The following is a 23,639-nucleotide window of genomic DNA, read 5'->3' on the forward strand; positions in this document are numbered from 1 at the left end:
CATTTAGGCCGTTTTAAGAATCCGGTAACCGAAGACGCTCAACAGGCTGAGTGTGAATAAAGCGAGTAAGACGAGTGACAGATAAGGAAGACCGAATACTTTGACGATGACGCTTAAGGCGACGACACCATAAAAGATTCCTAACGTCTTTTGAACGAACGGTTCATTGAAGCGATGCAAGAGTGAAGCACCGAGTGGTGAGCCGATGAACGCACCGACGATTAAAGCAATCCCGAGTGATAACGGAGCACTGGTTCCGGAAGCAACATAACTCGTCACGCCTCCAAGAACAATCAATGTCGCAGAGGCGATGCTCGTTCCGATTGCTTTTTTGAGCGGGAAGCGAACCCAGGCGAGCAAGAGCGGCGTCAACAAGAATCCACCGCTGACACCCATCAACGACGAGAGGATTCCGGCAGCAAGTCCGATGACGGCGAGCTTTACGACGGAAGCATGATGGACCGGAAAAGACGGACGTTCCTTTGAACGGGGACGAAGGAACTGAATCGAAAAACCAATCAGTAAGACAATGTAGAGACTTGATAAGACGACATCAGCACCAGCATGACGCTCGAGCCAAAAGACGACTGGTGTGATCAACGCAGAACCGATGATGCCAGACAGACCAATGATCCCGGCATCACGAAAACGGAATGTTTTTAATCGAAGATGCGAGAGCGTGCCGGTCACAGTCGATCCGAGTGTCAGCAACAGACTGAGGACGATCGCGGTGCTGGCTTCATAGCCGAGAATCAATAAAAGTGGGGTCAGGATGATGCCGCCACCGATTCCGAAAAAGCCGGAGAGTATGCCGATGGTTGCTCCTAATAACATAAATGAGATATACATCATGAAACTGTCCTTCTTTCTAATACGTGATACCTTGAGTATGAAAGAGGAATACAAGATTATAAAAATGAATTAATTACATACAAATGATTATGAAATGTAATGAGGAGGGGTATTGTTGAAATTAACTGAACTGAGAACGTTCGTCACACTTGTTGAAACACGTCATTTTACGAAAACAGCGGAACAGTTATTTCTATCGCAACCGACGGTCAGTGTTCACGTCAAACGACTAGAAGAAGAGATCGGACATTCATTATTAATACGTGATTCATTCGCAATAGGGGTCGAGGTATCGGAAATGGGCTGGATTGTCTATCGCCACGCAAAAGAAGTTCTTTTCCAGCTCGAACAGATGCAGTCCCAGCTGGATGAATCGGAAGGTGTCTTCCGCGGAACCTTACGGATTGGAGCAACGCATACGATTCACGAAATGTTGCTCGATGACATGATTCATCTGTTTTCGAGCGCTCATCCCGAGGTATCACTAGATATCCAATTAATGAATCACGATCAAGTGGCAGCAGCCTTAAGACATCGTGAGATTGATCTCGGGATGATCGAAGGAGAACTGACACTTGATGGGATCAAACAAATCGTCTTTGCGAAAGATCAACTGCACATCATTGGTGCGGCTCACCTTTCGTTAAACGATGCAACGTGGATCGTTCGCGAAGAAGGATCTGCATCCCGCTATGCGCTCGATCGTTGGCTAGATGCTTCGTCGATCGTTCCCGCACGAACGATTACAGTCGATGCCAACTATTTAGTGCGTCAACTTGTTTTTAATGGGAGTGGCATTGCAGCCTTGTCGGAACGACTCGTCACGTCTTTCCCGTCCGAGTCCTTTGCGCTTCATGCGAAAGGGATTTCTAAACGAACGTTTCGCTACCTGTTACCAGAGAAGATGCCGACTCGCCTTGCAGAACATTGGATCACTTTTTTACAGGCGAATTGGAAAGGTTAAATGTAAAAAGATTTCCGGACGTTCTACAATGGCGATAAAATCGGAAATCTTTTTCGTTGACTTATACCCCTGTAGGTATTATTGTATGAAATGTACCAACGAGGTATGACGCATGTCACATTTAAAAAAGGAGATGGACTTCATATGGAAAACGGTTATGAAGATCGCATCATTCATCGGATGAATCGGATTGAAGGACAAATCCACGGAATCGTTCGAATGATGAAAGAAGAGGCGTCTTGTAAGGATGTCGTCACACAACTGAGCGCTACACGTAGTGCAATCGATCGCGTCATCGGTCTCGTCGTCAGTGAGAACTTGATCGACTGTGTTCGTCAGGATGATGCGACGGAAAATCATGAACAAGCCGTTGCAGAGGCTGTTCAACTCTTAATGAAAAGCAGATAAATTTTTTTATGAATTAATATACCCCTTAGGGTAAAAACTTGGAGGAATTACGTTCATGTCAGATACAAAAAAAACAACCATCGTTTTATTTAGTGGAGAGTACGACAAAGTCATGGCAGCTTATATCATTGCCAACGGTGCAGCCGCATACGATCACGAAGTCACGATTTTTCATACCTTCTGGGGTTTGAATGCGATGCGTAAAGATGAACCGATCCAGCCGGATAAAACATTCCTTGAGAAGATGTTCGGTAAGTTCATGCCACGCGGTGCTGATAAGATGCCACTCTCGAAAATGAACTTCGGTGGTGCAGGTCAAAAAATGATTAAAAACGTCATGAAGAAGCACAATGCGATGCCGCTTCCGGACTTAATCGAATTAGCGAAAGAGCAGGATGTCAAACTCGTCGCCTGTACGATGACGATGGATTTACTCGGTTTGAAACAGGAAGAATTACACGACGGGATTGAGTATGCAGGTGTTGCCGCCTACCTCGCCGATGCGGAGAACGGAAACGTCAATCTATTCATCTAATGATCTGAAGGAGGAATGACGCATGGATGTACTATCGATTATCTTGTTGCTCGTCGTCGGCTATCTCGCTTATAAGATGTTCGCCCCAACAAAAGGCGTCAAGCAAGTGTCGACCACGGAACTGAAGCCGTTACTAAACGACCGCAAACGATTTTATCTCGATGTTCGGACACCGGCAGAATTCAAAGGCAATCACATCAAAGGATTTAAGAACATTCCGTTAAAAACGCTAAACAGTCAACTGAATCAAATCCCGAAAGACAAAGAAGTGCTCGTCATCTGTCAAAGCGGGATGCGAAGCAAACAAGCCGTCAAAGTACTAAAAAAAGCCGGTTATTCAAATGTCACGGAAGTCCGTGGCGGAATGAATGCCTGGCGCTAAATCGAATCAAGAGGAGGAATTGAACATGAAACGCATGACAGCAACAGAAGTACAGGAAAAAATCGAACGTGGTGAACAACTGAACGTCATTGATGTCCGGGAAGTCGATGAAGTCAAAGAAGGAATGATTCCGGGAGCGATCCATATTCCACTCGGATTGATTGAATTCAAGATGAACGAACTCGACAAGAAAAAAGAGTATGTCATGGTATGCCGTTCTGGTGCGCGCAGTGGTCGCGCAACGACATATCTCGAAGGACAAGGATATGACGTGACGAACATGGATGGCGGCATGATGTCGTACGAAGGCGAAACGAAATAATACCCCACACCGTAAAGGAGCGAATTGTATGACTAGGATTAAATCAGATATCGTATTGGACGCCAAAGGTCTCGCTTGTCCGATGCCGATCGTTCGGACGAAAAAAACGATCAAGACGTTAGAACCAGGACAAGTCATCGAAGTCCAGGCGACGGATAAAGGATCAACTGCAGATCTCCGTGCCTGGGCAAACAGCACCGGCAATCATTATTTAGGCACGATTGAAGAAGGCGAAGTGCTCCGTCATTACGTTCGGAAATCAACAGGTGATGTCACGGAACCAGCAGCATTCGCTCAAACCGTCGACAACGCAACAGTCGAAGCAGCACGCCAAGACGATTCGATCACGGTGCTTGATGTTCGTGAACAAGCAGAATATGCCTTCGCCCATGTACCGGGAGCCATCAATATTCCGTTAGGCGAACTGGAGACACGCCATGCAGAACTGGATTCAAATCAGACGATTTATGTCATCTGCCGGACAGGTAGCCGAAGTGACATGGCATGCCGACAGCTCAGTGACAAGGGGTATACGGTCCACAATGTCGTACCGGGTATGCAGGAATGGGCGTCTGAGACGACGACACTCGTTTCAGCGAAATAATACAACAGCGTAAAGTAGAGGAGGAACGAGTAGATATGGCACAAGCAATGACAGCCGCACAAGTTACAAAAAAAATCATTGGACGTGAGTCTCTGTTCATCTTAGATGTCCGGAATGAGGATGCGTTTCAAGATTGGAAAATCGAAGGAGAGAACTTCAAGTACCTCAACATTCCGTATTTTGAATTGTTGGATGGTGTCGAGGAGATTCTCGATCAGCTTCCGACGGATCAGGATGTTCTCGTCGTTTGCGCAAAAGAAGGTTCATCGATTTTCGTCGCCGATATGCTAGAAGAAGCAGGACGAGACGTATCGTATCTGTCAGGCGGTATGAAAGCATGGAGTGAACATCTAGAACCGATTTCACTCGGAACGCTGAACGAAACAGGAACTGATCAAGGCGAAGTCGTTCAGTTCGTTCGAATCGGTAAAGGTTGTCTCTCGTATATGGTCATCTCAGAAGGAGAGGCCGTACTCATCGACGCGACACGAATGACAGATGTGTATTTGGATTATGCCGCATCACGCAACGTCACGATTAAGCATGTGTTTGATACACATCTTCATGCGGATCATATTTCTGGAGGACGCGACATCGCCGAAAAAACAGGCGCGACATACTGGTTGCCACCGAAAGATGCGACGGATGTCACATTCGATTATGCACCACTTGAAGACGGTAGTACGGTTCAAGTAGGGGATACAGCGATTGAAGTACGCGCTCTTTATTCCCCAGGACATACGATTGGATCGACTTCATTCATCGTCGATCAGCGTTATTTATTGACGGGTGATATCTTGTTCATCGACTCGATTGGTCGTCCGGATTTAGCCGGTCTCGCGGAAGACTGGGTTGGTGACTTACGCGATTCGCTCTACAACACGTATCGTGATCTTTCACCAGAACTCATCGTCTTACCGGCACATTTCATGATCATTGAAGAATTGAACACGGATGGTAGTGTAGCGGAAAAATTAAGCATCTTGCTTGCGAACAATCATGGTCTCAACATCGACGATGAAGCAACATTCCGGAAAATGGTCACAGAGAACCTGCCGCCACAACCGAACGCGTATCAAGATATCCGTGAAACAAACATGGGGAAACAGACACCCGATCTTGAAACACAACGGGAAATGGAAGTCGGACCGAACCGCTGTGCGGTACGCTAAGCCGATGCATAACGAACATCAAATCATTCAGGAGGAATACAACATGAAATCAGAACTCGTACTCGACGCAAAAGGACTTGCTTGTCCGATGCCAATCGTAAAAACAAAAAAAGCCATCGCTGGACTCGAATCAGGTCAAATCCTTGAAGTCCATGCAACGGATAAAGGGGCAAAAAACGATCTTCAGGCGTGGGCGACATCAGGTGGTCATGAACTCGTCAAACATGAAGAAGAAGCAAGCGTCCTAAAATTCTGGATTCAAAAAGGTTAATTTCGAAAAGAGAGCTGATTTACGGCTCTCTTTTTTAAGGAGTGATAAACGATGGAATTCGGTTTTATCGTGACGATTTTCTTAATCGGATTTGTCGGATCCTACATTTCAGGAATGTTAGGAATTGGCGGTTCAATCATTAAATATCCGATGTTATTGTATATCCCGCCGCTACTCGGCTTTGCAGCATTTTCTGCCCATGAGGTTGCTGGAATCAGTGCGATTCAAGTCTTTTTTGCGACGATTGGTGGCGTCTGGGCTTACCGAAAAGGCGGTTATTTGAATAAATTATTGATCGTCTACATGGGGGGATCGATTTTAATCGGTAGCTTCATCGGTGCGTATGGTTCAAATATCCTGGCTGAAGACACAATCAACATCGTCTATGGTGTTCTTGCGTTAACGGCAGCGATCATGATGTTCGTTCCGAAAAAGGGAATCGACGACATTCCACTTGATCAGGTCCAGTTCAACAAAACCATTGCGGCGGTATCGGCATTCATCGTAGGTGTCGGAGCCGGAATCGTCGGTGCGGCAGGTGCCTTTTTACTCGTCCCGATTATGCTCGTCCTCTTGAAAATCCCGACACGGATGACGATTGCTTCGTCATTAGCGATCACGTTCATTTCGTCGATCGGCGCAACGGTTGGTAAAATCACGACCGGACAAGTCGACTGGGGTCCTGCGGCAATCATGGTCGTTGCTAGTTTAATTGCAGCACCACTTGGCGCAATCGCCGGGAAGAAGATGAACACGAAGATTCTCCAAGTCATTCTTGCTGTCCTGATTTTAGCGACAGCCGTGAAGATTTGGATCGACATCCTGTGAACGAAAGAACGCTCTACTTGTATGATGTTTCCTTTACGAAACAATGTACAGGTAGAGCGTTTTGTTATTGTGTAGCTTGATCGATTACGTGTCGTAACGTATGTTCGACTTCTTTGGCGACAGTTTGAAGTGCTGCCTCGTCTGCTAAGTCCATCAAGGCAGTTGGTTTTGGCATTCCGACTTTCGTTTGTCCTTTTTCGGTATAGACGACGATTTTACATGGAAGAAAGTAACCGGCCCGTAAGTCATGAGAAACGACGCGGTGCGCCTCTTTGGGTTGGCATACCTCTAAAATATGATAACTTTCATTAAAAGAGAGCTCTTTTTCTTCGAATTTGTTTGCTAAATCAAACTCCCATAAGACACCGAACGATGCCTCTGAGAGAGCTTGCTTCAGTTGAGACATGACGTGATCCAAATCGTGATGTGACGTTACAGTGTAATCAAACATAAATACCCCTCCTGGTGTTTTTTGATATATAGTCTATTCCCTGATTGAACTTCTTTAATCCGGAAGGTCCAATGTGCTCTGTTTGAGCACATGCTACGACAAGACGGCATGAGCGCGGTACAGTTAAATAAAAGAACATCCAATAGACGTCATGCGACGTAAGCTAAATAAAGGAGGCGAAGGGAGATGAAGAAACGAATGTGGACGATTGTATCAGTCATCGGTCTCATCGTCATCATGGTCGGGGGATACTTCGTGTTCCAGCAACAGCAGGCAAAATCAAGTGGAAGTAAGGAATTGAGCTATCAACCGGAAGAAACGGCGATTTTAGCTGGCGGATGCTTCTGGTGTATGGAGCCACCGTTCGAAAGGTTAAAAGGCGTCAAATCCGTCATTTCTGGTTATACGGGCGGCGATGTTGAAAATCCGACGTATAATCAAGTGTCAGCGGAGACGACAGGTCATCGGGAAGCTGTATTGATCACATTTGATCCGAACGTCATCTCGTACAAGCAATTGTTGGATGTCTACTGGCGCCAGATTGATCCGACGGATGCAGATGGTCAATTCGTCGACCGTGGTGAGTCTTATACGACGGCGATTTTCTATACGAATGAGAAACAAAAAGAAATCGCAGCGCAATCGAAACAAGATTTAGAGAAACAACAAGTCTTCGATGATAACATCGTCACACCGTTGATTGCGGCAGGTCCTTTTTATGAAGCGGAAGCGTATCATCAAGACTACTATTTGAAGAGTGAGAAGAAATATAAATTTTACCGAGCAGCTTCTGGACGCGACGACTTCATCAACCGTTACTGGAACGATCAACCCAAACTTGATCTTCCAACCTATCCAAAATTATCAGACGCAGAAATCAAAAAGAAATTAACCGACATCCAGTACAAGGTGACACAAGAAGATGGGACGGAGCCGGCGTTTGATAATCCGTATCACGATTTGAAAGCAGACGGTATCTATGTCGATCTGATTTCTGGCGAACCATTGTTTTCATCAAACGATAAATATGATTCGAAGACAGGATGGCCAAGTTTCACGAAACCACTTGAGTCAGGTAATATCATTGAGAAAAGTGATTTTTCAATCGGCATGAAACGGATGGAAGTCCGGAGTCGACATGGAAATGCCCATCTTGGACATGTCTTCTCGGATGGTCCAGAGCCAACGGGGCTTCGGTATTGTATGAACTCAGCCGCTTTACGTTTTATTCCGAAAGAGGACTTGAAACAAGAAGGATACGGTGAATATCTAGCAGATTTTAAATAATCATTAAAAGGCATCCGATGCTCATATGCATGGGATGCCTTTCCTTTCAAAATTGTAAGATACATCCATAAAATAAATATCCATTTTATCCAGTTACTGTTTATAATCAAGATAAAGTACATCCATCTTGAAGGAGGAACAGGCGTGAAGAAACTGGTGATTTGGGTCATGCTGAGCTGTCTGATTTTGACACTCGGAGTAGGACCTACGACAGCAAAGGCGGAAACAGCCCTTGCTAAAGCGACGCTCTTGAAAGTAGGACAAGAGACGACGCTTGAAACGGGAACGGAAGAAAAAAATACATATTGGTACCGCGTCAATCATGAAGCGGGTGTAGAGAAGAACGCGTCTCACTTCGAACTATCGATCGATATGGATCAACCTGTTCAAGTAACAGCGTATCCGAGTGAAGCGATGGCTGCGGAAGACGATACGTTTGATCGTTACCGGACAGAAGCGGAGCCAGATGAAAAAAATCTGACGAAATTAGCTGTTCCATATGCATGGGATGGACCGTATTATGTCAAAGTCGAATACTACCCGAACATCGAAGAAGGTAAGACGACAAAAGCCGCTCATGTCAAATTGACGTATAACAATGTCAAACTACCTGTCGAGTATGAGCTGATCAATGACATCAGCTGTATGGCAGAAGAAGCACTCAAGCAAACAAAAGAAGAAAAGCCGATGCTTGCACTCATGCACTCGATCCAAAAGCAAGTGTTGAGCCAATCGGATGCAGGACGTGCTTTGACATCGCTTTACTACAAAGCGTCTCCTTACGTCGTCAAAACGCTTTTATTCAATAAAGAAAAGCGTCAACAAGCATATGAAGATTTAAAAACATTGAAGCCGGCAATGGAGGCACTCGTACGTGGAACATCGTACACGTTGACGAAAGCCGATCAACAAGCTGTCGATCGTCTCTACAAATTATCACGTGACGCATCGCCTGCTGTGATTGCGGAAGAGATTGATGGATATGCCAACAAAATGGATGTCTCTAAATTAAGTGGAAGCAAATTAAGCGAAACATTCCAGTCACTGGGAATGAACATTCAATCAAAAGAAGCAACACGTTATATCGTCAAATTAAAGCCAGGTAAAATGAATCGCTCGATGAAGATTGCGGGTGTTCAGGCAACGGACGTGGAACGTTTATCTCTTGGTAATGCAGGAGACTTCGTCATCGTAACAGAAGATCCGACTGTCAAAGGACAATCGGCAACGGCATTAAAACAATCACTCAACCGTTCGTCAGCTGTCGAGTATGTTGAAAAAGTTCAGACGTACCGCGCGACGAAGGATATTAACTTCGATTATCAATGGGCCGTCAACAAAAAGACTGTCTTTGAGCAATTCGAAAACGTTGGAATTGGCTTTGAAGCGTTCCAACAACGTTTCGGTTCGAAGAAATTAACGCCTGTGAAGATTGCAGTCATCGATACAGGTGTCGATTATCGCTTAAAGGACTTACAAGGAAAAGTTGATATCGCAAATGAAAAGAACTATGTTTCCGTCAACGGTGACGGAGATGCGATCGATGATAACGGTCACGGAACACACGTAGCGGGCGTCATCGCAGCAACGATGAACAACGATTACGGGATCCAAGGAATTCATCAATCGGCACAAATTTTGCCGGTTAAAGTCTTGAATGCAAACGGCGAAGGCGAAACAGACGCGATTGCACTCGGAATCAAATATGCAGTCGATCATGGCGCAAAAATCATCAACATGAGTCTTGGTGGCGGTGAGAGCCGGACGATGGCGTATATGATGGAATATGCAGCAGATCATGGTGTTACGGTCGTTGCGGCTTCAGGAAACGACTATGACATGATGGTCGGTTACCCAGCGAACTCGGAATACGCGATTTCTGTCGGAGCGACGAATCCACTCGGAATGGTTGCTGATTATTCGAACTATGGTGTTGGACTTGACGTCGTGGCACCAGGATCAAAAGTCGCTAGTTTGATTCCAGACGGTAACACGGTGTATATGGATGGAACAAGTATGGCTTCGCCACATGTTGCAGCAGTAGCAGGTATCTTGAAGTCACTGAACCCGAAACTGACACCAACACAAATCGAACAGATCTTGCGTAAGAGTGCAGAGCCACTTGCGTTTGAAAATCCAAACGACTGGTTCGACTTTGAAGAAGATGAAGATGGGGAGAAGATGGAACCTGAATTCCCAGCTTACGTCAGCCCAGTCTCTGGATACGGAAAAGTCAGTATTCCCCGCGCGATCTCTCAGTTGAATTTGAACGGGAATGTCAATGACGTCTATGATAACCAATTGTTTGTCTCTGGAACAGTCAAGACAGGAACGAAAGTTGAAGTGTGGGCAGCACTCGTAACGAAAGATAAGAATGGTAAGGAAACAACGACGAACAAAAAGCTAGCTACGACAACAGCTCAAGCAGGAAAATACAGCGTTAAGATTCCGCGTCAAAACCAAAAGACAGTCTTGACGGTTCGCTATGCGAATGGATTAGACGTTACATCGGAACGTACAGAAGTTCTTCCAGGAAAAGCACCAAAAGCACCGAAGGTCAAACCAGTTCTTGCTGGTGCGACAAAAATGACAGGTACAGCTCTCGCGGGTGGTACGATTACCGTCAAAGATGCGAAACAAAAGAAAATCGCCACAGCAAAAGTTGATGCAAAAGGTCACTTCAGTGCGAAATTACCAAAACAAGTCGGTGGTTCAAGCTTGATCGTCACAGTAACAGATATTGCTAAACGTACAAGTAAACCGACGATCGTAAAAGTCCTACCAGCACCAACAGCACCCAAAGTGAAATCAGTCTATGCCGGACAAACGAAAGTAACCGGGACAGCTGAAAAGAAATTGAGTGTTTATGTAAAAGATGCGAAGAAAAAAGTCATCGGAAAAGGAACAGTTTCTGCAAAAGGCAACTATTCTGTCAAAATTCCGAAGCAAAAAGCAAAAGCGAAGCTTTCCGTCTACGTTAAGAATACACGTGGTCAAGTGAGCCCTGTGACTTCTGTGACCGTGAAGAAAGCAAAAAAATAAGCGGATAAAAAGACCTTTTTTCGGGTACATTCCGAGAAAAGGTCTTTTTTTTGTATATCCTAGCTGTTGCTTCGAAAGCGTTTCTATTATATTTAAAGAAACAAATGAAAAAGCATCATTCGATGAATGATGAGGAGGATAAATTCATGGTGAATTGGATTCGGCGACGAATCGGTCGGCAGTTGCTGACTGTTTTTTATGCGGTACTGATCGTAGTATCGATTACTTCGTTCTTTGTCTATGACTATATGGAAGGACGAATCGAAACATCAAAACAGAATCTCGAGACGATCAGTGAACAAAATCGCCGGGCCAATGATTTGTGGGACAATTGGCAAACCGTCCAGTTTGGATTGCGAGGATTCGTCATTTTTGGTAACCAAGAACGGTTTGATGAGATTCAGGCGCTCCGAACAGATATCAAAAGTGAGACGGATTGGTTCATGCGAAACGCAAAAACAGATGAAGAAGAAGAATTCGCAGCGCAAATGACGAATTTATATGAGTTATACTATGATGCCTTGTTCCCGTTGACCCAGTCTTACGTCAATGAAAAAAAGGCGAATCGGATCAATGAGGACTTCTTACAGGGGGATAGTCTGTTTTCTTTGCCGATTGCCGAGCGTCTTGTTGATCAAGGGCGATTAAAGCCAACTGCCGATGGTTCGATTGATATTACGCCAGATATTGAAAAAGCATCTGCAGCACTTGAGGAATACCGGACGAATCTCAGCCAACAACAAGAAACGGCTGTCGGTGAACTTCGAAGTGAGGTCGCAAAATCACAATGGATTTGGATCTCCAGTATTGTTGTGCTCATCGCCTTCATCCTCTTATTCGTGCACCCGTTCCTTCGCCGGATGACACGACAATTACTACGCTTAATCGATGATAATCAGAAGCTCGCTCGGAAAGAACCGATTAAGATTGATAAAGCTGCCGAGCAGCGACCAGACGAAATCGGATTGTTGCGCGCAGCCTTTAATCGAATGGTCGTGACGACAAATGCCCATACGGATGCGATGCAAGGCAAAAACGAAGAGTTGCAGGCGCAAAGTGAAGAGTTGCTCGCGCAACAAGAAGAACTGCAAGCGCAACAAGAAGAACTCGAAGAAGCGTATCAAACAACGAAAAAGAATGAGGAAAAGCTCCGATTACGTAGCGAATTGACCGAGGCGCTTGCTGTTCGTGAAACCGTCGAATCGTACCCGGCAATCGTTCAAAAGATGATCGATATCACCTCTTCGGAGTACGGTGCCCTATTGCTCTATGAAGAAGGACAGTTCATGGGTGCGACGACGAATGGGATGACGATGGATTATTTAAAAGTTCTTTTGAAAGATGAGATGTCCGTCATCAATCGATCGGTTCGGGAGATGGAATTCGTCCAATCGGAAAAACGGGTGACGCGTCAAAAAGACTATCCATATTCATTTAGCACGTATGAAGTGACGATTCCTATCGAAGATCCAGAAACGCATGAATTGATTGCAGCCATCTATCTGGTTCGTTATAAATCTGCCTATAAAGGACAGCAGTTAACGGATATTCGCGAGTTCGCGCAACAGATGACGTTATCGCTCCTACGAACGCGTTCTTACGAAGGGATGCGTCAAGAAAAAGAAAAGACCGAGCAAGTGTTGGACTCAATCCGAGAAGCAATCATTTATCTTGAGGATGGAAATGGAGAATTATACGTCAACCGTCCGTTGTTTGAGTTGATTCCAGAACTACAATCGGAATTTACGGTAGATCGAACGTTACCGTCGAGTGAGTACGTCATCAATGTAATGCGTCAGTTGGTGGATGACGTCGAAGCCTTTAATACGTATCTAGATTTGATTCGTTCCGGTGAGATTTCACCGGACAAGGTCCGATTTGATATTCGAAACAACACCGCTCATCTCGAAGTCTACGCGGAACGTATTGATGTTGTCGGAGGATGGAAGGGAATCATCCTCGTCTTACGGGATATTACCCGGGAAACAGAAGCCGATCGTCTCAAAACAGAACTCGTCTCGACCGTATCGCATGAGTTACGAACACCACTCTCATCTATTTATGGTTTTACAGAGTTGATGCTGAATCGAAAGATCGATGACTCAAAACAGCAGAAATATCTAGCGACGATCCATAACGAGACGGAACGGTTATCGAACCTCGTCACGGACTTCTTAGACGTTCAGCGAATGCAGTCAGGTGGACAGTTGTACCAAATGGCACATCTCGATTTGTTTACCCTAACTGAACAAGTGATGTCCTTGTATGACGCTTCAAGTGAACAGCACGATCTCCATTTGCAGTTGCTCAGCCCGGATCGTCCATTCATTTTAGGAGATGAAGACCGGATTAAACAATTAATGAGTAACTTGATCAACAATGCGATCAAGTATTCTCCAGATGGTGGGCGCATAGATGTCTGGATTGATACGAAAGACGATCAAGCCATCATTGAAGTGAAGGATGAAGGAATTGGGATTCCGCATCATGCCTTTGCTCACTTGTTTGATAAATTCTATCGTGTCGATAACTCGGATACACGTCGAATCGGTGGAACGGGACTCGGTTTATCGATTTGTAAGGAAATCGTCAAAGAACACGAAGGCATCATCCATGTCGAATCTGAAGTCGGCAAAGGTAGTCGATTCATCATCGTGTTACCGCTCAGTCTAAGTGAATCCATTGAGTCGACAGAAAAGAATCGACGTTCTAGTTAAAGAAAACGTGATACGTTCCAGTTAAACCGTGTTCAGACCGCTTAGGTGTGAACACGGTTTTTGGTTGTTTTTAAAATGAGTAATCGTGCGAAAAAAAGATTTTAATAAAATAAAAAAAGAGTGAATAAACAGCAATCCTGAACCGATATACCTATAGGACAAACGAACTATGGTTAAAAAAGGAAAGGGGGAATCGTCATGTATCAGAGATGGTTAGGAGTCGTTATGGGCTGGTTGCTGTTTCATATCGTCTGGGTGACGTATGTAGGCACGGATACGGTAATCGGACAAGTCGTCAACAGTCTGTTCACGATCGGTGGCGTAACCATCTCCCTCTATTTGATTTGGCGGGCACAACGACGCCATACAAGACGCCCTTTTACTTACCGCTTATTTCTTCTATTATTATTCGCTAATGCGATGCTTGGTATAGGCGAATGTGGACAACTTCTATACTTCCTCCGAGAATGGACGCGAACAGAACCGTTTGATTGGATCGACTTGATCTTCAGCTTTCAAATTTTGATCTATATCATTGCTTTCGGTTATTTCCTTCGCAATCGACGGCAAGAAGTCAATTTACGCGTTTTTCTATTTGATGAGTTCATCATTTTAGTCGTTGCTGGATCGCTCTCGTGGCACTACTTAGTGACACCCTATTTAGAAGCAAATGCCTTGCTGACGATCGAAACGCTTTTATGGCTTCGTTATCCGATCGGTGATTTATTGTTGCTCGGCGGAATGATTGTCTTATTCTTTGGTTTGATGAAACGTGGTAATGGCGGATCGTTATTATTGATTCTACTCGCATTTCATTTTCAATTACTTGCCGACCTCCTATACGTCGTCCTAGAACGATTTGATTATCCATTTCCTTCGAGTTGGCTCGATCCGTTATGGTTAGCGACTGTCATGATCGTCGGGCTTGCCGCATATCGCTTTGACGCTGAAGAAGCGCTCGTTCCTCTTGACGTCACACGGAGATGGATCGATGTCTTACGTTTAATTACACCTTACTTATTCTTATTGATTCTATTCGTGACGATGGCACGGCAAACGATTAGTTGGAACGGTTTGACGATTGGTCTGATGATTGCCATACCGTTGTTGATTTCCCGTCAAATCCGGATTGTCGTTGACAATCAACGGTTGCGCGAAAATCTCGAAGCGAAGGTGGAAGAGCGAACGGAAGCATTAGCAACTGCCATGGAGGAGATGCGGCACATGGCATACCACGATGCCTTAACAGGGTTACCGAATCGGTATCTGTTTGCGCGACTGTTCCAAGATGCCTTGTACCGGGCGGAAGCGAGTGAAGGACAAGTCGGATTATTCTTTATCGATATCGATCACTTCAAAGAGATTAACGATACGTACGGTCATCGCGTCGGAGATCAACTCATCGTCGATGTCACGACACGCTTACAAAAGAAACTGCCGCCCAATACAGTCATTTCAAGACAAGGCGGAGATGAGTTCGTCGTCTTATTGTTTGACGTTGAACAAGAAGCAGAAGTGGTGCAGTGTGGAGAACATCTCGTTTCCTTGTTCCAACAGCCGTTTCACCATGGCATCATTCCACTTCCCGTAACGGCAAGCATTGGTGGAGCGATCTATCCTGCGCATGCAGCCTCTCGATCAGACTTGATCGAGCAAGCAGACCTAGCGATGTATGAGGCAAAACGTCGCGGGAAGAATCAATTTTGCTTGCATGATCCAGCGATAACGAACACCTGAACGCCGTCACATGCAAAAACACGCTCGTATACTGAACCTCATCGGATCAGTCATACGAACGTGTTTTTTTGATGCCTATCATTTCTTTTGCGTGCGTGCTAAGAATGTTTCAATGACTTCTGGATTGGTCACAGCTTGATTACATGCATCGCTGTCGATACACATATGATGACCAATCGTCTGATGCTGTTCAGCTGAACGACGTGTCGTTGCGGTTACGAGCGTGATGTCACTATACGTATGGCAAATCGCACAGATCCCTTTTTGGATCGATGGTAGATAGGTTCCCTCGACGCCGATCCATTGACCGTCCAAAGGATAGACAAAGTATTTTTTTCGATTTCCGGTATCGTTCCAGCTTAAAAACGTCGTGTGAACCCATTCAAAGGAGTGAAGTGGCGGAACATGTAACTTTTTCGTTTTTTTGAAGAGCTGACGGATGCGTGATTCAGAAATGCTCGGAAACGGTTGGACGAATGGTTCGACGTGTGCTAAATACGCAAGGAGATCTTGTTCGGATTCAGCGTCACGAATGTTCGTCAACAGCGCTTCCTGTTCTGGTGTAAGTACGGGCAATAGATCGAATATTTTTTCAGCAGCACTATACCGGACAGCATCACGAACATCGGGATCATGAACGGCAGCGAATTGATGTTGTAACAGGTCGACTTGATTCCGAATGAAGTTGTATTGATAGGGCAATAAAAATGCGTCCATTCGCGTTCCTCCTTTTCTTTTCATCGTACCGGAATTTGGCAACAGAACAAAGCGACATTTTTGTTTTTCTGCCTCTTGCAAGGGGAATTGAATAACAGAATGAACGAGGAGGTGAAGAGGGACGTGCAGTATTTAACATTTTTACGCCTCATGAATATAGGAGCATTCCTCTTTGCATTGCTAGCGCGCGTCGTTTGGTCAAATCCGGTCACCCTTCCTGCGTTGCCTCTTGTTCCAGCACCTTTTTTTGATGCGATTACAGGTGTCGTGTTCACGACGTTGTTAATTTGGTGTATTCGACCGGTCCGAGCTTTTCCAGCGGATCGAGAACTGATTGAAGACATCGGGGGATGGCTCGCGTTATCGCTCCTGACACTTGGCGTCAGTAGTATGACCGGACCACCTTGGGAACTCGTCTGGACTACGATTTCATTCATCAGTCTGTGTTTAGTCTATATGAAAATTCAGTATCATCCTCGGCGCTCGCCTTGGATGCGCTCCCCATTTTCAGTATTACTTGCCTGGATGAGCACGATGCTGTTAATTTTACCATTTCGGATCTTATCGGATTTTCAGTTCACTTCGCTATTTGGTCTTTCCGAACAGCAATGGAGTACGATTGCACTCATCGTAGCGATTATCGGAGGACTATTGTTTGTCGTCATTCATTCCGATTGGGTATTCGGTCTCGCGCTCGTCTGGTATTTGATTGGATTGTACTTTAACGATCGCCTCTTTCTTCTGCAACAAATCGTAACAGGGGTCGGAATCGTATGTGTTTTACTCTTGTGCTATTACGTCTTCTATAAACGGCAACGTCTTTTTCGACAGCAATCGCCGAAGTCTTCTTCATCCTAGTCATGTTTTAGATGAATTTGGGGTATATCTCATATAGTTGCTATAAAAGGGGGAGACGTGTGTCATGGGAAAAAAACAATGGATTGGTGTCTATCAAAATGAGACGGATTTGATTCGAAAAATTGAGGATCTACATTTTGCTGGTTATCTAGAAGAAGATTTGTATGTCGTGTTGCAAGACAAAACCGATATGGCGATGTTACGCGGGCAATCAGCAGCGCAACTCGTCTCTGGTAAACGGACACTATTTGAGCGATTTACAGGCAAACCGGCTTCGGCTGAGGAAATTCAAACCGCCTTCACGGAACTCGGATTACCAGAGTCGGATATTCGTCAACATGTCTTACGTGTCCAGCAAGGTGAGTATGTCCTGTTAGCAGACGAAGCAGGTGCAGCACGTCCTGCACCGGAACCAAAAAGTATTTTGGAGACAGAACCAGAAGGGATCGAGGCAGAACGAAAACTCGATCACGAAAACCGCGCCCTCGAAAATGAAAATGACCGGATGCTGTAAGAGAGTCGTGCAGAAAGGATGATTCTTGATGGAGAGCCAGTATCATACGATTTTAGTGGCAGTCGATGGATCAAAGACGGCAGATCTTGCCTTTGAAAAGGCAGTGAAATTCGCCAAACTCGATCATGCCAAACTCGTCATCGCCCATGTCATCGATATTCAGACATTTGCTAATGTACGTGCCAATAAGCGTTTCATTGATCAAAACGTCACGGAATATGCACAAGGACTGCTCGAACGTTACGAGAAGCGGGCACGAGAAGCAGGCGTCGAGACAGTTGAACTGGTCATCGAAAATGGCTCTCCAAAAACATTGATTCCGAAGGTCATCGCACCACGTGTCGGTGCTGGGTTGATCGTCTGCGGGGCGGTCGGGATGAATGCGATGGAACGCATCATGATCGGGAGTGTCTCTGAAAACATTTCCCGTTATGCAAAATGCGATATCTATATCGTTCGTCCGAAAACCTTGAAGTGACATAAAACAGCACACATCGGCTGATGTGTGCTGTTTTATGTCATGTTAAAAAGTAATAGAAGATGCCTAATAAAATCAGAATGATCGGAAGAAAAATGAAATACATCCAAGACATGTTTTTAGCCGAAGTTTTGTGGTCATACTTTTCTTCTGCTGGTTGCTTGGCAATCCGTAACGTAAAGACAAGACCTACGAGACAGATGACTAACGCAATCCAAAACAAAGTCAACATAAGCATGCTCCTCTCTTCCTTTATCATACAGAAATTGGTCATGTTCTGCATCGGTAAGTTGTGACAGTTTAGAGTTGACAGGCTTCTAGTTGAGGGGCTAAACTAACTTCATAAGTTTAGGGGGTAAACTAAAAATGAAAGACAATTTACGTGAAGCAGTCCTCCTGTTTGAAGAAGTCATGATCCACGGAACAGAACGCGTGTTGAAGTCGGTCGAAGCACCCGTTTGGCAAATGTATTCACCGGAACAACTTCATGTGTTGAAGCTCGTCGGAAAATATGGACCGATTTCGTCTGGGCGTCTCGCGGCAGTGCAGGGTGTTCACAAAAGTGCCATCTCGAACCGGCTGAAAAAGTTGACGGAAAAAGGTCTCGTCATCGTCGAACGACGAGAAGACGACCACCGGACGAAGTATATCTCACTGACGGAATCAGGTCGGTTAGTGGCAACTGAAGCGGAGCAAGAAATCTATACGTATCTGGAGAATTTGATTGAAGGAAAGGTCGAGGAAGAAGAAATCATCCAGTTCATCGAAACCTTTAAGAAAATCAAAGAGATTTTGCAGTTGAACGACTAAAGACAGAATTAAAGGAAGAGGAGAATCGGATATGCGACAAATCGTCAAATGGCGTTGGGCAATTCTTGCGTTATTGCTCATCGTCACAGTAGGGTTACTATTTACGGCACCAAACTTGGCTAAACAAGCAGAAGAAGCAGGTGCGATTCAGCTCGCAAATGATGCCGATTCACAGCGAGCAGCTGATATTTTAGAAAAAGCGGGGGCAAGTGAAGAAACCATTTCTCTTGTCATTCCGCTCAAAGACAAAGTCAGCGATGCCGATCGAAAGTCGATCGGGCAAATCGTTCAGGATTTAGAAGCACTTGATCGTCCGGTCACGGATGTGCTCGATCCGTTTGAAAACAAAGAGACGGAAGGACAGCTCGTCTCAAAAGACAAAAAGACGGTCCTCGTACCAATCACAGTCGACGGTTCGCAAGAAGAGATCGTCAAACTGGCAAAACAAATCCGGACGGATCTTTTACCAAAGGATCAAACGATTTATCTAACGGGTGAAGCGTTAATCAACGATGACGTTAATACGAGCTCGCAAGAGGGACTGAAGCGGACGGAACTGATTACCGTCGGATTGATTTTCGGACTGCTTCTGCTCGTCTTCCGTTCAGTCGTCACACCGTTCGTCCCACTCGTTGCGGTTGGGTTTACGTACCTGATTAGCCAATCACTTGTCGCCTTTTTTGTCGACTGGTTCGGCTTCCCGGTATCGAACTATACGCAAATCTTCCTTGTTGCCATCCTGTTCGGGATTGGAACAGACTATTGTATTTTGCTCCTGAGCCGGTACAAGGAAGAGTTGACGGCAGGACACGACGTTGAGACAGCGATTGTCAACACGTATAAGACAGCAGGGCGTACGTTACTCATCAGTGGTCTCGCTGTTCTCGTCGGCTTCTCAGCGATTGGTTTTGCGGACTTCCCGATCTTTAAATCGTCGGTCGCTGTTGCAGTCGGGATTGCTGTGCTCTTGCTTGTCTTGTTCACACTCGTCCCATTCTTCATGGCAACACTAAAAGAAAAGCTATTCTGGCCATCGAAGAAGGCAGCGAGTCACCAAGATAGTAAACTGTGGTCACATTATGGTGGATTATCGATTCGTCGTCCGTTGCTTGCGATGATCATCGTTGCGATCATAACGGTCCCGACACTCTTTACGTATGATGATGACCTTTCGTTTAATACCGTCGATGAGATTGGTGCGAAGTATGAGACGGTCAAAGGACTGAATGCGATCTCGGATGGATTTGGTGCAGGTGAGTCGCTCCCGGTCAACGTCATCCTGAAGAGTGACGATGATTTGATTACTGAAAAAACAGTTCCTTATGCGGAACAACTCAGTCGCGAACTGGTGAAGATTGACGGGGTCAAATCGGTTCGTTCGATTTCTCGTCCGACAGGCGAAGTCATCAATGATTTCTACGTCGATCGTCAATTAAAACAAGTTGCTGATGGCATGAAGAAAGCTACCGCTGGTCTTACGGATGTTCAGTCTGGTCTGACGACCGTTGAAGATAATCTCAACGGTATCACAGGACAGCTACCGGCAGGAGATGCGGCTTCAGCAGGTGCGAGTCAGTTGCAACAAGCAGCAGACGGACTTGGGCAAATTAACCAACAGTTGACGCTCGTCGGTCAAGGTCTACAATCGACCCAAAACATCCCGCAAACCGTTGGAACGTTGAATGTCTTGTCTGGTCAATTGAGCCAAGTTCAAGCCGGCATCAGTCAAGCAGCAAGTGGTATCGCGTCTCAAGGTGCGCAAGCGGGTCAACTTGGAAGTGGGTTGACGCAACTCGCGGATGGTGTCGGTCAAGCGAACGCAGGATTGACGAAAATTGAAAGTGGTCTTGAAGACATTTCTGATCTTCTGACCGAGATGGGACAAGCGACATCGATTCGGGGGACAGGTGTGTTCGTTCCAAAAGATACGCTGTCGGATAAAGCCTTTAAACCAGCAATTGATCGTTACGCGATCGATCAACAGACGGGATTGAAGTTCGAAGTCATTCTCGAAGATGATCCGTATTCGCCGGAAGCGATTCAAACCGTCGCTGCCATCAAAGAGACGACAGCGAAGACAATCAAAGGGACACCGTTTGAAGACAGCACCGTTGCATATGGTGGTATCTCAAGCGTTAACAGTGATTTAAATGATACGTCGAAAGCCGATTTCAAACGAACAGTGACGGTCATGCTGATCAGTCTCTTCGTGATTCTAGCAATCATGTTCCGTTCGTTGATCATGCCGTTGTTCATGATCGGTTCGTTATTGCTGACGTATTATACGTCGATGTCGATCGCAGAGCTGATCTTCGTCAACGGACTCGGATATGACGGTATCAGTTGGGCGGTTCCGTTCTTCGGATTCGTTATGTTGATTGCCCTTGGTATCGACTACTCGATTTTCCTACTCGACCGTTTCCGGGAAGAGACGATCAAGGGACTCGATACGAAGGAAGCGATGTTCCTGTCGATGAAAAAGATGGGGTCTGTCATCATCACGGCAGCGATCATCCTCGCAGGAACCTTCGGAGCGATGATGCCGTCTGGTGTCTTGAGTCTCGTTCAAATCGCGACGATCGTCATCACAGGTCTACTCTTGTATGGTTTGATCGTCTTACCACTCTTGATTCCAGCGATCACTGTATCGTTTGGCAAAGGGGTCTGGTGGCCGTTTCGACCAAACGCTAAAAAATAATAACTAACCAGACCGGGTTCGTCTTCTAGATGAACCCGGTTTTGTCATGACGTATACTAAAAGCAGATGATAAGGAGGTAGAGCATGCAACACTTCAAACAACTAACTTCACGGATTTGGTATCAGACACCGGTCAGCGAGACGGACCGCCCGATTCTCGCCGTCGTACGTGGGGAAAATCATCAATTGATGATCGATGCGGGAAACTCGACAGTTCATGCAGCACTATTCTTAGAAGAAATGAAGAAACACAATCTTGGATCACCTGATTTATTGGCATTGACCCACTGGCACTGGGATCATATTTTTGGGATGAAACATCTCGGTCTGCCGTCAATCGCGACCAAGCAAACGATCGAACGAATGAAGGAGATGCAACCATACGCTTGGACAGATGGAGCGTTACAAGAACGAATGGATCAAGGCATCGAGATTCCGTTTTGTGCGGACGCGATCAAGCTCGAGTTCGGTTCGACACGTGATATCGAAGTCGTTTTACCGACGATCGGCTTTGAAGGAAAACTGGATCTTGATTTGGGCGGGGTACACTGTCAGTTGATTGAAGTCGAAAACGATCATTCCCCGGGAAGTCTACTCGTCTACATTCCGGAAGAACGTGTCGTGTTCTTAGGCGACGCGATGTATGCCGATATCTTTTCACCGAAGTGGAATTATACGGTCGAACGGACGACGCGTTTACTAACGACACTCGATCGTTTAGATGCCGACTATTATATCTGGTCGCATGGAGAAGCGATGCCGAAGTCAGAATTTGAAAAAGAGGTTCAGATATTGCGTCGAGCCATTCGCGTAACGGAAGCGACCGGAGGACGACTGAAAGATATGCGGACCTTATATGCCGAAGAGACAGAACGGTCGTTGACAGAAGATGAGACCGAAACATTGATTTATTTTGCAAATGGAATGAAATGACAGGTCATAACAAGGGATTGGATACGAGACGTCGAAAAAGAGAAGTACTACGAGCTTGTTAAAGGGAGCGGTACTATATGACGAAGCAAAGATTCGAACGAGATGAAACCGTCGATCGCGTCTTTTTTGGGAAAACGGGCATCTTCTCATTTTTAATCATCGTCGGAGGCATTCTATATCTACTATATGATTTGTACCTACAATGACCGGGACGCATGCGTTCCGGTTTTTTGAATTCAGGGGAGTGCACAAAAACCAGATATTGGGTAATAACTTGCGTGAGGCTGTTCGAGAAGGTGAGAGGAGATGTCGGATGAAACGAATTCAAATTGCGGATTTTGATCGACGCATGCCATCGATTGAACTGGTCGAAAAGGATGATCACTATGAAGCGATGCTTGTTCCGAGTTATGACCATACGTATCCTTCGACACAAATCCGGACGATCCGCTTAGCGGATATCTCCGTCAATCTGATTGTGACTCCGCAAGAAACACTGCTTGTTTCTGCGCTTTTTCATAAACCGGTTCAAGTGACGGATATTGTGTCCTGGATGCAGCTGTATACGATTAGTTTTGCCCAGTCGGATGAGACTGGTTATTTCGTCGAACAAGCAGATGAAATTTTAGAAGTCGTCTTGTATCAAAAACATCCGATCGTCATCGCGACACGTGGTCAGGATCGATTGTATTACGATACGACGGGGGCGATCGAGGTCCGACGGGCGATGAATGAATCGGTCGGCGAGCGTCCATTGCTTTATTTGAATGGGGAAGCCTGGTACGGTGTGCCACGTCTGACGTTTAATCGCATGAAGGATGAGTTACACGTCAACGGCACATTTTTATATGCGGACTATATGGATGCACACCACGGAAAAATCGGTTTCTTTCGCGAGAATGATCCGTCTCAACCGATCGTTTTGCTGGTCGGTCAGGCCATCGTCGAAATCGAACTGACCGAGAATCCGGATGGTTCACGTGTCTTGATCTTGGAACAACCATACGATGAAGCATGAAAGTGCACAAAAACCGTTCAGCAGATGAACGGTTTTTGTGT

Annotated in this window: 25 protein-coding genes; 21 read left to right on the forward strand and 4 right to left on the reverse strand. The window is 45.6% G+C overall.

Features of this window, described 5'->3' with window-relative positions:
• Positions 1–3: 3 nt before the first annotated feature.
• A complete protein-coding gene (locus AYO36_RS12160; RefSeq protein WP_064300576.1) occupies positions 4–852 on the reverse strand; it encodes a sulfite exporter TauE/SafE family protein in 849 nt (282 codons plus the stop codon).
• A gap of 115 nt (positions 853–967) precedes the next feature.
• On the opposite strand from AYO36_RS12160, the gene AYO36_RS12165 reads away from it, so the two are divergent.
• The 9 genes from AYO36_RS12165 to AYO36_RS12205 all read left to right on the forward strand — a co-directional run bounded on the left by AYO36_RS12165 (position 968) and on the right by AYO36_RS12205 (position 6,338).
• Positions 968–1,816 (forward strand): LysR family transcriptional regulator, encoded by an 849-nt coding sequence (locus AYO36_RS12165; protein ID WP_064300577.1) that lies wholly within the window; start codon positions 968–970, stop codon positions 1,814–1,816.
• Positions 1,817–1,960: 144 nt separating this feature from the next.
• Positions 1,961–2,224 carry a metal-sensitive transcriptional regulator gene (locus tag AYO36_RS12170; RefSeq protein ID WP_023466936.1) on the forward strand — a complete coding sequence of 88 codons (264 nt, stop codon included), beginning with the start codon at positions 1,961–1,963 and terminating at the stop codon, positions 2,222–2,224.
• A gap of 55 nt (positions 2,225–2,279) precedes the next feature.
• Positions 2,280–2,759 carry a DsrE/DsrF/DrsH-like family protein gene (locus AYO36_RS12175; RefSeq protein ID WP_023466937.1) on the forward strand — a complete coding sequence of 160 codons (480 nt, stop codon included), beginning with the start codon at positions 2,280–2,282 and terminating at the stop codon, positions 2,757–2,759.
• Positions 2,760–2,781: 22 nt separating this feature from the next.
• Entirely contained in the window at positions 2,782–3,141 is a 360-nt protein-coding gene (locus AYO36_RS12180) for a rhodanese-like domain-containing protein (protein ID WP_064300578.1), read from the forward strand.
• A 25-nt stretch (positions 3,142–3,166) separates the two neighbouring features.
• The gene (locus AYO36_RS12185; protein WP_023466941.1) at positions 3,167–3,463 is read left to right on the forward strand and encodes a rhodanese-like domain-containing protein; all 297 of its coding nucleotides are present in this window, start codon (positions 3,167–3,169) and stop codon (positions 3,461–3,463) included.
• A gap of 28 nt (positions 3,464–3,491) precedes the next feature.
• Positions 3,492–4,067, forward strand: coding sequence for a sulfurtransferase TusA family protein (locus tag AYO36_RS12190; protein WP_064300579.1), 576 nt, complete (start codon positions 3,492–3,494; stop codon positions 4,065–4,067).
• Positions 4,068–4,102: 35 nt separating this feature from the next.
• Positions 4,103–5,239, forward strand: coding sequence for an MBL fold metallo-hydrolase (locus tag AYO36_RS12195; protein WP_064300580.1), 1,137 nt, complete (start codon positions 4,103–4,105; stop codon positions 5,237–5,239).
• A 43-nt stretch (positions 5,240–5,282) separates the two neighbouring features.
• A complete protein-coding gene (locus tag AYO36_RS12200; protein ID WP_029343316.1) occupies positions 5,283–5,510 on the forward strand; it encodes a sulfurtransferase TusA family protein in 228 nt (75 codons plus the stop codon).
• Between the two features lie 51 nt (positions 5,511–5,561).
• Positions 5,562–6,338, forward strand: coding sequence for a sulfite exporter TauE/SafE family protein (locus AYO36_RS12205; protein ID WP_064300581.1), 777 nt, complete (start codon positions 5,562–5,564; stop codon positions 6,336–6,338).
• Positions 6,339–6,402: 64 nt separating this feature from the next.
• On the opposite strand, the gene AYO36_RS12210 is transcribed toward AYO36_RS12205, so the two are convergent.
• Entirely contained in the window at positions 6,403–6,789 is a 387-nt protein-coding gene (locus tag AYO36_RS12210) for a DUF302 domain-containing protein (RefSeq protein WP_064300582.1), read from the reverse strand.
• A 186-nt stretch (positions 6,790–6,975) separates the two neighbouring features.
• Here AYO36_RS12210 and msrB point away from each other — a divergent pair, with 186 nt between their 5' ends.
• The 4 genes from msrB to AYO36_RS12230 all read left to right on the forward strand — a co-directional run bounded on the left by msrB (position 6,976) and on the right by AYO36_RS12230 (position 15,572).
• Positions 6,976–8,076 (forward strand): peptide-methionine (R)-S-oxide reductase MsrB, encoded by a 1,101-nt coding sequence (gene msrB, locus AYO36_RS12215; protein ID WP_064300583.1) that lies wholly within the window; start codon positions 6,976–6,978, stop codon positions 8,074–8,076.
• Between the two features lie 144 nt (positions 8,077–8,220).
• A complete protein-coding gene (locus AYO36_RS12220) occupies positions 8,221–11,118 on the forward strand; it encodes a S8 family peptidase (protein ID WP_064300584.1) in 2,898 nt (965 codons plus the stop codon).
• A 146-nt stretch (positions 11,119–11,264) separates the two neighbouring features.
• Positions 11,265–13,835, forward strand: a complete 2,571-nt coding sequence (locus AYO36_RS12225; protein WP_082874248.1) for a HAMP domain-containing sensor histidine kinase — start codon at positions 11,265–11,267, stop codon at positions 13,833–13,835.
• A gap of 198 nt (positions 13,836–14,033) precedes the next feature.
• Positions 14,034–15,572, forward strand: a complete 1,539-nt coding sequence (locus AYO36_RS12230; protein WP_064300585.1) for a GGDEF domain-containing protein — start codon at positions 14,034–14,036, stop codon at positions 15,570–15,572.
• A gap of 78 nt (positions 15,573–15,650) precedes the next feature.
• On the opposite strand, the gene AYO36_RS12235 is transcribed toward AYO36_RS12230, so the two are convergent.
• The gene (locus tag AYO36_RS12235) at positions 15,651–16,289 is read right to left on the reverse strand and encodes a FusB/FusC family EF-G-binding protein (protein ID WP_064300586.1); all 639 of its coding nucleotides are present in this window, start codon (positions 16,287–16,289) and stop codon (positions 15,651–15,653) included.
• A gap of 123 nt (positions 16,290–16,412) precedes the next feature.
• On the opposite strand from AYO36_RS12235, the gene AYO36_RS12240 reads away from it, so the two are divergent.
• The 3 genes from AYO36_RS12240 (at position 16,413) to AYO36_RS12250 (ending at position 18,139) form a co-directional block, all read left to right on the forward strand.
• Entirely contained in the window at positions 16,413–17,147 is a 735-nt protein-coding gene (locus tag AYO36_RS12240) for a hypothetical protein (protein ID WP_064300587.1), read from the forward strand.
• Between the two features lie 64 nt (positions 17,148–17,211).
• Entirely contained in the window at positions 17,212–17,661 is a 450-nt protein-coding gene (locus tag AYO36_RS12245) for a general stress protein (protein ID WP_050678937.1), read from the forward strand.
• Between the two features lie 28 nt (positions 17,662–17,689).
• Positions 17,690–18,139 carry a universal stress protein gene (locus AYO36_RS12250; RefSeq protein WP_064300588.1) on the forward strand — a complete coding sequence of 150 codons (450 nt, stop codon included), beginning with the start codon at positions 17,690–17,692 and terminating at the stop codon, positions 18,137–18,139.
• A 40-nt stretch (positions 18,140–18,179) separates the two neighbouring features.
• Here the strand turns inward: AYO36_RS12250 and AYO36_RS12255 are convergent, their stop codons facing one another.
• Complete coding sequence (locus tag AYO36_RS12255) at positions 18,180–18,377, reverse strand: hypothetical protein (protein WP_023466956.1); 198 nt, start codon at positions 18,375–18,377, stop codon at positions 18,180–18,182.
• 128 nt (positions 18,378–18,505) lie between these two features.
• Here AYO36_RS12255 and AYO36_RS12260 point away from each other — a divergent pair, with 128 nt between their 5' ends.
• The 5 genes from AYO36_RS12260 to AYO36_RS12275 all read left to right on the forward strand — a co-directional run bounded on the left by AYO36_RS12260 (position 18,506) and on the right by AYO36_RS12275 (position 23,598).
• Positions 18,506–18,949 (forward strand): MarR family transcriptional regulator, encoded by a 444-nt coding sequence (locus AYO36_RS12260; RefSeq protein ID WP_029343331.1) that lies wholly within the window; start codon positions 18,506–18,508, stop codon positions 18,947–18,949.
• Positions 18,950–18,980: 31 nt separating this feature from the next.
• On the forward strand, positions 18,981–21,647 hold the full coding sequence (locus tag AYO36_RS12265; RefSeq protein ID WP_064300589.1) for an MMPL family transporter: 2,667 nt from the start codon (positions 18,981–18,983) through the stop codon (positions 21,645–21,647).
• Between the two features lie 84 nt (positions 21,648–21,731).
• On the forward strand, positions 21,732–22,580 hold the full coding sequence (locus tag AYO36_RS12270) for an MBL fold metallo-hydrolase (protein ID WP_064300590.1): 849 nt from the start codon (positions 21,732–21,734) through the stop codon (positions 22,578–22,580).
• A gap of 77 nt (positions 22,581–22,657) precedes the next feature.
• Positions 22,658–22,786 carry a hypothetical protein gene (locus tag AYO36_RS17135; protein ID WP_255359383.1) on the forward strand — a complete coding sequence of 43 codons (129 nt, stop codon included), beginning with the start codon at positions 22,658–22,660 and terminating at the stop codon, positions 22,784–22,786.
• A 107-nt stretch (positions 22,787–22,893) separates the two neighbouring features.
• Positions 22,894–23,598: a hypothetical protein gene (locus tag AYO36_RS12275; RefSeq protein ID WP_023466965.1), complete on the forward strand. Its 705-nt coding sequence runs from the start codon at positions 22,894–22,896 to the stop codon at positions 23,596–23,598.
• Positions 23,599–23,639 lie beyond the last annotated feature (41 nt).

This window comes from Exiguobacterium sp. KKBO11 (assembly GCF_001644945.1).
Taxonomy (GTDB): Bacteria; Bacillota; Bacilli; order Exiguobacteriales; family Exiguobacteriaceae; genus Exiguobacterium_A; species Exiguobacterium_A abrahamii.

Bases quoted from the DNA above. Each gene is read 5' to 3' on its own strand.
- AYO36_RS12160 (WP_064300576.1), bottom strand. From the start codon at position 852: ATGATGTATATCTCATTTATGTTATTAGGAGCAACCATCGGCATACTC.
- AYO36_RS12170 (WP_023466936.1), top strand. From the start codon at position 1,961: ATGGAAAACGGTTATGAAGATCGCATCATTCATCGGATGAATCGGATT.
- AYO36_RS12175 (WP_023466937.1), top strand. From the start codon at position 2,280: ATGTCAGATACAAAAAAAACAACCATCGTTTTATTTAGTGGAGAGTAC.
- AYO36_RS12180 (WP_064300578.1), top strand. From the start codon at position 2,782: ATGGATGTACTATCGATTATCTTGTTGCTCGTCGTCGGCTATCTCGCT.
- AYO36_RS12185 (WP_023466941.1), top strand. From the start codon at position 3,167: ATGAAACGCATGACAGCAACAGAAGTACAGGAAAAAATCGAACGTGGT.
- AYO36_RS12190 (WP_064300579.1), top strand. From the start codon at position 3,492: ATGACTAGGATTAAATCAGATATCGTATTGGACGCCAAAGGTCTCGCT.
- AYO36_RS12195 (WP_064300580.1), top strand. From the start codon at position 4,103: ATGGCACAAGCAATGACAGCCGCACAAGTTACAAAAAAAATCATTGGA.
- AYO36_RS12200 (WP_029343316.1), top strand. From the start codon at position 5,283: ATGAAATCAGAACTCGTACTCGACGCAAAAGGACTTGCTTGTCCGATG.
- AYO36_RS12205 (WP_064300581.1), top strand. From the start codon at position 5,562: ATGGAATTCGGTTTTATCGTGACGATTTTCTTAATCGGATTTGTCGGA.
- AYO36_RS12210 (WP_064300582.1), bottom strand. From the start codon at position 6,789: ATGTTTGATTACACTGTAACGTCACATCACGATTTGGATCACGTCATG.
- msrB (WP_064300583.1), top strand. From the start codon at position 6,976: ATGAAGAAACGAATGTGGACGATTGTATCAGTCATCGGTCTCATCGTC.
- AYO36_RS12225 (WP_082874248.1), top strand. From the start codon at position 11,265: ATGGTGAATTGGATTCGGCGACGAATCGGTCGGCAGTTGCTGACTGTT.
- AYO36_RS12230 (WP_064300585.1), top strand. From the start codon at position 14,034: ATGTATCAGAGATGGTTAGGAGTCGTTATGGGCTGGTTGCTGTTTCAT.
- AYO36_RS12235 (WP_064300586.1), bottom strand. From the start codon at position 16,289: ATGGACGCATTTTTATTGCCCTATCAATACAACTTCATTCGGAATCAA.
- AYO36_RS12245 (WP_050678937.1), top strand. From the start codon at position 17,212: ATGGGAAAAAAACAATGGATTGGTGTCTATCAAAATGAGACGGATTTG.
- AYO36_RS12250 (WP_064300588.1), top strand. From the start codon at position 17,690: ATGGAGAGCCAGTATCATACGATTTTAGTGGCAGTCGATGGATCAAAG.
- AYO36_RS12255 (WP_023466956.1), bottom strand. From the start codon at position 18,377: ATGCTTATGTTGACTTTGTTTTGGATTGCGTTAGTCATCTGTCTCGTA.
- AYO36_RS12260 (WP_029343331.1), top strand. From the start codon at position 18,506: ATGAAAGACAATTTACGTGAAGCAGTCCTCCTGTTTGAAGAAGTCATG.
- AYO36_RS12265 (WP_064300589.1), top strand. From the start codon at position 18,981: ATGCGACAAATCGTCAAATGGCGTTGGGCAATTCTTGCGTTATTGCTC.
- AYO36_RS12270 (WP_064300590.1), top strand. From the start codon at position 21,732: ATGCAACACTTCAAACAACTAACTTCACGGATTTGGTATCAGACACCG.
- AYO36_RS17135 (WP_255359383.1), top strand. From the start codon at position 22,658: ATGACGAAGCAAAGATTCGAACGAGATGAAACCGTCGATCGCGTCTTT.
- AYO36_RS12275 (WP_023466965.1), top strand. From the start codon at position 22,894: ATGAAACGAATTCAAATTGCGGATTTTGATCGACGCATGCCATCGATT.